This is a genomic window from Methylobacterium sp. WL7 (assembly GCF_008040085.1).
Classification (GTDB): domain Bacteria; phylum Pseudomonadota; class Alphaproteobacteria; order Rhizobiales; family Beijerinckiaceae; genus Methylobacterium; species Methylobacterium mesophilicum.
The window spans coordinates 22,743-31,842 of sequence record NZ_VRVG01000060.1; the positions used below are offsets into that span (position 1 = coordinate 22,743).

Genomic DNA, 9,100 nt, shown 5'->3' on the forward strand with positions numbered 1-9,100 from the left:
GGTGCGATACCGGGCCCGGCTACCTTGCCCGTCGCCGCGGTGCGGCCCGCCGTGGCGGGGCGAGGGGCGGGTGCCTTAAAAAGGGCCGAAAAGAACGGGATTCCGGAGCCGCGCACGGGCCGCCCTCCGGCCGGCTTCGCGGTGGCGGATCCGGCGCAGACCCAGGAACAGTGAGCGGATGAGCTTCGACGACGTCAAGGACGACACGCGCGAAGGCGAACTCGTGACGTTCGCGCCATCGACGATGACCGAGCTGCGCCACGGCGCCGAGACGATCCGTCCGGTGCCGGAGAAGCGTGGCGCCCGGGCTCTGATGGCCGCGGCACGCGAGCGCCTCGATTGGACCCGGCTGCCCGGCCTCGGCCAGCGCCGGGAGGACACGTCGAGCTACGGCGCGCGGGTGATCCGCCGGGTCAGCCTGTTCGTGCTGCTGCCGACCCTGGTGATCGGCCTGTACCTGTTCGGCTTCGCCTCCAACCAGTACATCGCCGAGGCCCAGTTCGCGGTGCGCGGCAACGTCGAGCCGATGGAGAACATCTCGCTCGGCCAGTACACGAACCTGATTCAGAAGCACAACAGCCAGGACAGCTTCATCGTCCGCGACTATATCGAGAGCCAGACTCTGGTCGAGGCGCTGGAGAAAAGCATCGGCATCTCGAAGATGTTCTCCCGCTCCGAGGCGGATTTCTGGGCCCGGTTCGACCCGAAGGATCCGGTCGAGGACCTCACCAAGTACTGGCGCAAGCACGTCGAGGCGCACATCGATTCGATTTCGGGCGTGATCCGCCTGTCGGTGCGGGCCTTCACCCCCCAGGACGCCCTGACCATCGCGCACGAGGTGGTGACCCGGGCCGAGGCGCTGATCAACGACATCTCGAAGCGCGCCCAGGCCGACATGGTCAAGCAGGCCCAGGCGGATGCGACGGTGGCGCAGGAGCGCCTGCGCAAGGCGCATCTCGGGCTGCAGAGCTTCCGCAACCAGTGGGGCGTGATCGATCCGATCAAGACCGCCGAGGGGACACTGACCACGCTCACGATCCTGCGCAAGGAGAAGCTCAAGCTCGAGACCGACCTGCAGGTGCTGCGCGGCTCGAACCTCGATGAGCGCTCGCGCTCGATCCAGACGCTGGCCTCCAACGTCGCGGCGATCGAGCAGCAGATGAAGACGCTGCAGGACGAATTGACCAATGCCGGCGCGGCCGCGGGCGGCGGCACCAACCTGACCGAGGCGCTGCTCCAGTACGAGGGCCTGCTGGTCGAGCGGACCATCGCGGAAAAACTCGAGGAATCGGCGAACATGCTGCTCGACCGGGCCCGCATCTCGGCCAGCAAGCAGCACATCTTCCTGGCGACCTTCGTGCCGCCGGTCCTGCCGACCGACAGCCTCTACCCCGAGCGGGGCCACACCCTGATCGTCGCCTTCTTCTGCTTCTTCGTGCTCTGGAGCTCGTCCTCGCTCCTGATCGCCGGCATCCGCGACCAGCGGATGTGAGCCGGCACCGCGGGGTCTGGATCCCGCGGCGCGCGGTCTGTAGAGGGAGACGGTCCGGCCTCCCGGGCCTCCCCCGATCGATGAGCGAAGTCTAACGGTCCATGTCGGATTTCTCCGATCTCGTCGCGAAGGCGATCCAGCCCTCGATGAACCGGGCGGAGCGCGAGGCGGTCTACACGGTCGTGCGCCAGGCCGTGCTCCGCCTGCAGGAGCGCGAGGCGCTGCCCCCGGACGATCCGCGCGTCGCGCTGCAGCGCCACCTCGTCGAGGAGACGATCCGCGACGTGGAGGGCGACGTCGCCCGCTACGAATCCCTGCGCAAGCTCGACGCGGCCTTCGCGGCCCAGACCGAGGCGCACAAGGGGGCCCGCGGCCGGCGCTGACGGGGCCGCGGCTCGGGGCGCTTCTCCCGTGCGCGCCGACGGCGTGCCGAGGAGCGGACGGATATCCAACAAACGCCCCTCATCCTGCGGTGCGGCCGCGGAAGCGGGCGCCTCGAAGGATCGCTCCAGGGATCGCGCGGCCGGCTGGAGGGCTCCTTCGAGGGCTCCGCGTCGCTACGCCACCTCAGGCTGAGGGGGATGGATGGGATGGCCGTCGGGCGATCCGCCGCCTACCCGTAAGCCGCGCTCGCCCGGACGGCGCCGGGCTCGGCCACGTCGAGGCCGGCCGAGACGTACTCGTTCAGCTTGTTGCGCAGGGTCCGGATCGAGATGCCGAGGATCTTGGCCGCATGGGTGCGGTTGCCGAGGCAATGGTCGAGGGTGTCGAGGATCAGGTCGCACTCGACCTGCGCCACGGTCCGGCCGACCAGGCCGCGGGTGGCGGCTTCCGCGGCCTGCACGGCGCGGCCGGCCGGGCCCGCCGTGGCGATCGCCTCGCCGTCCGGCGACAGGATCGCGTCGGGGCCGATCTCTGGCCCGGAGGCCAGAAGCACCGCCCGGTGCAGGGTGTTCTCGAGTTCGCGCACGTTCCCGCGCCAGGGGTTCTTCACCACCAGCGCCCGCGCCTCGGCGCTGAGGGCGCGGGCCGGGACGCCGTTCACCTCGGCGTATTTCCGGGCGAAGTGGGCGGCGAGTTCGAGGATGTCGGCCGGCCGGTCGCGCAGGGCCGGCAGCTTCAGCGAGACGACGTTGAGGCGGTAGAACAGGTCCTCGCGGAACGTCCCCTTGCGGACCTCCTCCATCAGGTTGCGGTTCGAGGTCGCCAGCACGCGGATGTCGACCCGCACCGGGGCGGTGCCGCCGACCCGGTCGATCACCCGCTCCTGCAGCGCACGCAGCAGCTTGGACTGCAGGCGCACATCCATCTCGGAGATCTCGTCGAGCAGCAGGGTGCCGCCGTTGGCCTCCTCGAACCGGCCGATCCGTCGGGCGACCGCCCCGGTGAACGCACCCTTCTCGTGGCCGAACAGCTCGGATTCGAGCAGCGCCTCGGGGATCGCCGCGCAATTGACCGAGACGAACGGCTTGCCGGCCCGGTGCGACTTCAGGTGGACGTGGCGGGCCAGCACCTCCTTGCCGGTGCCGCTCTCGCCGGTGATCAGCACGGAAGCCTCGGAGGGGGCGACCTGCTCGGCGAGCTTGACCACCCGCTCCATCGCCGGATCGCGCCACACGAAGGCCGCGCGGTCGGAGGCGACCGCCTCCAGCACCGCGGCGATCAGCTCGGGATCGGGCGGGAGCGGGATGTATTCCTTGGCGCCGGCCCGGATCGCCGCGACGGCGGTCTGGGCGTCGGCCGAGACCCCGCAGGCCACGACCGGGGTGCGGATCCGCTCGGCCTCCAGGGCGTCGACGAGGTCGCGCACCGCCAGCGACACGTCGATCATGATCAGGTCGGCGCCCTTGGCGCGCAGGACGTTGAGGCCCTGTGGGATCGCGTCCGCCTGCGTGACGGAGGCGCCGCGCCGCATCGCGATCTTGGAGGCGGTGATCAGCTCGCCGTTGAGCCGCCCGATCATCAGGAGCCGCATGGTTCGTCCCTCTCAAACATCGTGGCGCGGAGCGCGGGCCGCCTCGGCAAGGCGACGGTCTCCGCCGCAGATCAAAAAACTATTCGCCCTTGACGATCTCGGTCATCGTCACGCCGAGCCGGTCCTCGACGAGGACGACCTCGCCGCGGGCGACGAGCCGGTTGTTGACGAACACGTCGATCGCCTCGCCGACCTTCCGGTCGAGTTCGAGCACGGCGCCGGGGGCGAGCCGGAGCAGGTCGCCGATCGGCATCCGGGAGGAGCCGAGCACCGCCGAGACCATCACGGGCACGTCGAACAGCTGCTCCAGGTCGGCGGCCGTCTTCGGGGTCGTGGGCGTGTCGCGGATCGAGCCCGCGGCGTAGTCGGGGTCGTTCTCGCCGAGCTGGGGCAGGCTGAAATCGTCGGACATCCGGGCTCCTTACGGGGTCGGTGGCAGGCCGAGGGCGTCGGCGACGGCGGCCTCGATGCGGGCGCGCTCGCGCACGATGCCGCCGTCGGCCCATTCGATGCGGGCGTCGCCCGCGTGCATGTCGGGATCGCCCAGCACCACGAGGCGGCCCTCGTAGCCGCGTTCGCGGGCGAGCCGCTTCACCAGGGTTTCCGCTTCCTCGACCAGGCCGTCATGCACGCGCACCACCAGGTGGGGCACGCCGCGCAGGTGCTGGAGCGCCGCCCGGGCGGCCTCGCCGATGCTGGCGAGCGGGGCGGCGTCGAGCGCCTCGCCGGCGACCTTCCGGGCGATCAGCACCGCGACCTCGACCGCTTGCGCCTCGCGCTCGGCCTCGTGCGCGTCGGCCCGGGCCAGGAGGGCGGTGGCGGCCTCGGCCAGGTGGTTCAGCGCGGCGGCGAGCCGGCCCTGGATCTGGGACTCGGCCTGGACCAAGCCCTCCTGGATGCCGCGGGCATGGGCCTTCACCTCAGCGCGGGCGGCCGCCTCGGCGGCGCGCTGGGCCGCCGCGCTCGGGCGCGGGCTGCGGAAGTCGGTCTCGAACAGGAACGGCGTCGCGATCTGGGGCGAGGAGGCGTTCAATAGACCAGCTCCTCCTCGGCGCTGTTCTTGGCGATCATGATCTCGCCCTTCTCGGCGAGGTCCTTGGCGACCTCGGTCATCTTCGTTTGCGCCTCATCGACCTCCTTGAGGCGGACCGGGCCCAGCGAGGCCATCTCGTCCGTGAGGTTCTTGGCGGCCCGGGTCGACATCTGCCTCATGAAGAAGGCCCGGGTCGGCTCGTTGGCGCCCTTGAGCGCCAGGCACAGGGTCGCGCCGTCGATCCTCTGCATCAGGGTCTGGACGCTGCCCGGATCGAGCTTCAGCAGATCCTCGAAGGTGAACATCAGCTCGCGGATGCGCTTGGCCGAGCCGCGATTGGCCTGGTCCAGGGCGGCCAGGAAGCGGCCCTCGGTCTGGCGGTCGAAGGCGTTGAACACGTCCGCCATCATCTCGTGGGCGTCGCGGCGCTGGGTCTGCGCGATGGTCGAGACGAACTCGACCCGCAGGGTCTCCTCGATGTGGCGCAGGGCCTCCTTCTGCACCGTCTCCATGCGGAGCATCCGGTTCAGGACGTCGATGGCGAAGTCCTCGGGCAGGATGGTGAGCACCTTGGCGGCGTAGTCCGCCCGCACCCGCGACAGCACCACCGCCACGGTCTGCGGGTACTCGTTGCGCAGGAACGAGGCGAGGATCTCGGGATCGACCTGGGCGATCGAGGCCCAGACGCGCTTGCCCGACGCCCCCTTGATCTCGGCCATGATCAGCGAGACCTGATCGGACGGGAAGATTTTGAGCAGCAGGGCCTCGGTCCGCTCGAAGTTCGACGAGATGCCGCCGCTGTTGCTGAGCTTCGTCACGAACTCGATGATCAGCTTCTCGACGGTGGCGACCTCCAGCGTGCCGAGCTGGACCATCGCGTGGCTGACCTTCTTGACCTCCTCCTCCTCCAGCATCTGCCAGATCGGGGCGCCCTCGGCCTCGCCGAGCATCAGCAGCAGCGCGGCCGCGCGCTGCGGGCCGGGCATCGCCGCGAAGGCGTCGCCGCCCTCGGTCGTCAGGGAATTCGCAAGACCTGCCGCCATCGTTCGTCCCCGATCCTCGACGCGCTACTCTTCCTGGATCCAGGTGCGCAGCACCTCGACGGTCTCGGCCGGGCTGGCCCGGACCATGTCGACGACCCGCTGCACCGTGTCGGCCTGGATCTGGCCGTTGATCTTGGCGAACTCCATCAGCCGGGCGGTCGGGCTGTCGCGCTCGATCAGCGTGACCGAGGCGCCCGCGCCGGCCCCCGCCTCCGCGTCGCCGAGGCCGGAGGGCCCCGCCAGCGCCGGGGCGGCGCCCGGGACCGGCGCCAGAACCTGCCGGACCAGCGGACGCACCACCGTGAGCAGGACGATCAGCGTCAGGAGCGCCAGCACCGAGAGTTCGGCCATGCGCAGCACGTCATCCTTGGTCGGCGCCAGCAGCGACTGGATCAGGGTCGGCTCGCTGAATTGCGGCACGCTCGGCGCTTCGGCGAAGCGCAGGTTCACCACCTCGATCTGGTCGCCGCGCGCCTTGTCGAAGCCGACCGCGCTGCGCACCAGGGCGGTGATCCGCTCGATCTCGGCGGGCGGGCGCGGCGTGTAGGTCTGCTTGCCGTCGGGCGCGATGGCGTAGATCCCGTCGACCACCACGGCGACCGACAGGCGCTTCACCCGGCCGCCCTCGGCGATCTCGGTCTTGGTGACCTTCGAGATCTCGTAGTTGGTGGTCTCCTCGTTCTTGTTGGTCGCGTCCTTCGGGGCGGGCGGCTTGTCGCCGCCGTTGGCGCCGGGCAGCTCGTTGCCGACCGTGACCTGCCCGTCGGCGTTGCCGGTGACGGCCGATTCGGTCCGGGTCTGGGCCGAGCGCACGACCCGGCTCTCCGGGTCGAAGGTCTCGGAGCGGCTCTCGATCCGGTTGAGGTCCAGCTCGGCGTTGACCTGGACCCGAGCCCGGCCGGGGCCGACGATGCCGGCGACGACATCCTCGATCTGCCCGCGCAGGCGCCGCTCCAGGCCGAGCTGCCGGTCCTCGAAGCCGCTGGCGGCGTTGGCGTCGGCGTCCTTGGCGCCGTCGGCCAGGAGCCGGCCGCGCTCGTCGACGATCGAGACCCGCTCGGGCTTCAGGCCCTCCACGGCGGAGGCTGCGAGGTGGCGGATCGCCCGCACCTGCCCGGCATCGAGTTCGCCCATCAGCTTCAGGACGATGGCCGCGCTCGGGCTCTCCCGGTCGCGCTCGAACAGGCGCCGCTCGGGCAGGACCAGGTGGACGCGGGCCGCCTGGACCCGGCCGATCGCCCGGATCGAGCGGGCGAGTTCGCCTTCGAGCGCCCGCAGGTGGTTCACGTTCTGGACGAAGTTGGTGGACGAGAACGCGTCGCCCTTGTCGAAGATCTCGTAGCCGACGCCGGCCTGGACGGGCAGGCCCTTGCCGGCGAGGTCCATGCGCAGGCGGGCGAGGTCGCCCCGCGGCGCCATGATGGTCTGGCCGGTGTCGCCTTTCGATTCGTAGCGGATGCCGCGGCTGTCGAGCTCGCGAATCACGGCGGCCGAATCCTGCATCGACAGGTCCGAGAACAGCACGCCCATATCGGGGCGCGAGACCCGCAGGATGATGAAGGCGAAGAAGCCGATGAGGGTCAGCGTCACGGCCGCCATGGCGGCGATCCGGGCCGGTCCAAGCTTCGAGACGAGATCGAGAACCGGCTTCACGGGATGGGTCGCTGCACTCTAACGCTGGCGGGACCCGACGGCCCGCCCGGCAGAAATTGCCCAGCCCGTGGTTAGCGAGGCGTTAATGCCGGGGCCCGCGGGGGCGCAAAGTTGGGTCTTGGAACGGAACGAAGCCGCATCCGGGGTGCGGAGGCGGCTTCGGAGGGGACTTCTCGAGGACCGGGCCGGGGGCGCGGTCCCTGTTCCGGCCGCGTTCAGTGCCGGTAATGCTGGATCCGGGTCGTCCGCAGCCCGGCGAGGCCGTGCTGGTCGATCGAGAACTGCCAGCTCAGAAATTCCTCGGTGGTCAAGGTGTAGCGCTTGCACGCCTCCTCGAGACTGAGGAGGCCACCGCGCACGGCGGCGACGACCTCTGCCTTGCGCCGGATCACCCATCGACGGGTGCTCGGCGGCGGAAGATCCGCGATGGTCAGAGGACTGCCGTCGGGCCCGATCACGTATTTGACTCTCGGGCGGCTGGGTTCGGTCATGATACGCTCTACACTCGACTGACCTGTCGAGCGTTGAAGGTACTTGCGCTCGCTTAAGAGATGTTGAAGCGGATCACTCGGATATGATTCGTTAGGTGCCACTTGTGGACAACCCTATGCTTTGGACGCTGCTCAGCGGCACTTTCTGAGAGCCGATCATGAGGACCGGCGCCGCTCCGCTGAGGTCGACCGCGTCCACGGTGCCGTTGAGCTGGGTGTCCACGGCCACGCTCGTCCCGGTGGCGTCGGAGGCCGAGACCTTGATCGAGTAGGTCCCGTCCGGCGCGGTCAGGCCCGCCGAGGTCTTGCCGTTCCAGCCGTAGGTCTGGCTGCCCGCGGTGAGCGACGTGCTCTGCGAGGCCACGACGTTGTTCTTCGAATCGAGGATCGTGACCACCGCCTTCGAGGCCGCCCGGGCGGGCGTCAGGGTCCAGGACGCGGAGCCGTTGGAGAGCTGGGAGCTGCTGCCGTCCGCCGTGATGCTCTTGCCGATATAGCTCGTCGCCGACGCGGAACTCGCCGATTTCGAGGCGGTCAGGATGCTGTCGAGGCGATCGTTGGACTTGAGCTGCTGCTCGACGCCGGCGAACTGGACCAGCTGCTGCGTGAACTGGTTGGTGTCCATCGGATCGAGCGGGTTCTGGTTCTTGAGCTGCGTGGTGAGCAGCGTCAGGAACTGCGTGAAGTTGCTGGCGATCTCGCTGCCATTGCCGCTCGCGCCGCTGCTCGACGCTGTGGATGACGTGTTGGTAACGTTGGATATCCCGGATGTCATGCGGCTCGCTCCCGTGGCGCGTCGGGGCGGAACGCCGGGACGCATGATGGTTCGATGTCGAATCGCGAGGCGGTCTGGTCGCGCATCGCGTCAGATCCTGATGTCGAGGCCGCCGTAGCCGCGCAGCCAGCGCGTCGGCGCAACCTCCTGGGGGGCGTCGGCGCGGTCCTGCGCCCAGGCGGTCGAGCCGCCCCGGGGGGCATCGCCCTGGCCGCCGTTGGCGCCGCCCTGGGCATTGCCGTCGCTGCGCAGCGACAGGTTGAGGCCGCCCCCTGAGGGATCGAGCCCGGTCTGGGACAGGGCCTGCTGCAGCTGGCCGGCGTCGCGCTGGAGCATGGCCAGCGTCTCGGGCCGCTCGACCACGAGGTGGGTCATCACCGTGCCCCGCGCCTTGTCGATCTCCAGCTTGACGTCGATCCGCCCCAGTTCGGCCGGGTCGAGCCGGATCTGGAACTCGCTCGACCCGGCGAGCGAGCGCAGCCCGATGGTCATCGGCACCTGCCCGAGCGGTACCGCCGGATCCGGCGGGGCTTGCACCTGGCTCGGGGTCGGCGCGGCGGCCTGCGTCGTTGCGTTCGCCGATCCGGCCGCCTGCGGTGCGAGGAAGGACGCGTCCGGATTGCCATGGGGGAGGGTGG

Annotated in this window: 10 protein-coding genes; 2 read left to right on the forward strand and 8 right to left on the reverse strand. The window is 70.0% G+C overall.

Annotated features, from left to right (window positions below; genetic code table 11):
* Positions 1-178: 178 nt before the first annotated feature.
* Entirely contained in the window at positions 179-1,492 is a 1,314-nt protein-coding gene (locus tag FV233_RS16295) for a capsule biosynthesis protein (RefSeq protein WP_147898059.1), read from the forward strand.
* Between the two features lie 101 nt (positions 1,493-1,593).
* The gene (locus FV233_RS16300) at positions 1,594-1,875 is read left to right on the forward strand and encodes a hypothetical protein (RefSeq protein ID WP_147857092.1); all 282 of its coding nucleotides are present in this window, start codon (positions 1,594-1,596) and stop codon (positions 1,873-1,875) included.
* A gap of 230 nt (positions 1,876-2,105) precedes the next feature.
* Here FV233_RS16300 and FV233_RS16305 read toward each other — a convergent pair whose 3' ends face one another.
* The 8 genes from FV233_RS16305 to FV233_RS16340 all read right to left on the reverse strand — a co-directional run.
* Positions 2,106-3,467 carry a sigma-54 dependent transcriptional regulator gene (locus FV233_RS16305; protein WP_147898060.1) on the reverse strand — a complete coding sequence of 454 codons (1,362 nt, stop codon included), beginning with the start codon at positions 3,465-3,467 and terminating at the stop codon, positions 2,106-2,108.
* Positions 3,468-3,546: 79 nt separating this feature from the next.
* Complete coding sequence (fliN, locus tag FV233_RS16310) at positions 3,547-3,879, reverse strand: flagellar motor switch protein FliN (RefSeq protein WP_147856538.1); 333 nt, start codon at positions 3,877-3,879, stop codon at positions 3,547-3,549.
* Positions 3,880-3,888: 9 nt separating this feature from the next.
* Positions 3,889-4,500, reverse strand: a complete 612-nt coding sequence (locus FV233_RS16315; protein ID WP_187278126.1) for a FliH/SctL family protein — start codon at positions 4,498-4,500, stop codon at positions 3,889-3,891.
* The gene (locus tag FV233_RS16320) at positions 4,497-5,543 is read right to left on the reverse strand and encodes a flagellar motor switch protein FliG (protein ID WP_147857743.1); all 1,047 of its coding nucleotides are present in this window, start codon (positions 5,541-5,543) and stop codon (positions 4,497-4,499) included. Before FV233_RS16320 ends, FV233_RS16315 begins: the two co-directional genes overlap by 4 nt.
* A gap of 24 nt (positions 5,544-5,567) precedes the next feature.
* Positions 5,568-7,196 carry a flagellar basal-body MS-ring/collar protein FliF gene (gene fliF / locus FV233_RS16325; protein ID WP_147898061.1) on the reverse strand — a complete coding sequence of 543 codons (1,629 nt, stop codon included), beginning with the start codon at positions 7,194-7,196 and terminating at the stop codon, positions 5,568-5,570.
* Positions 7,197-7,411: 215 nt separating this feature from the next.
* Complete coding sequence (locus tag FV233_RS16330; protein WP_007569077.1) at positions 7,412-7,687, reverse strand: DUF1153 domain-containing protein; 276 nt, start codon at positions 7,685-7,687, stop codon at positions 7,412-7,414.
* 91 nt (positions 7,688-7,778) lie between these two features.
* A complete protein-coding gene (locus FV233_RS16335; protein WP_147857121.1) occupies positions 7,779-8,462 on the reverse strand; it encodes a flagellar hook capping FlgD N-terminal domain-containing protein in 684 nt (227 codons plus the stop codon).
* 90 nt (positions 8,463-8,552) lie between these two features.
* Positions 8,553-9,100, reverse strand: a 548-nt coding sequence (locus tag FV233_RS16340) for a flagellar hook-length control protein FliK (protein ID WP_147898062.1), incomplete at its 5' end; no start/stop codon positions are given.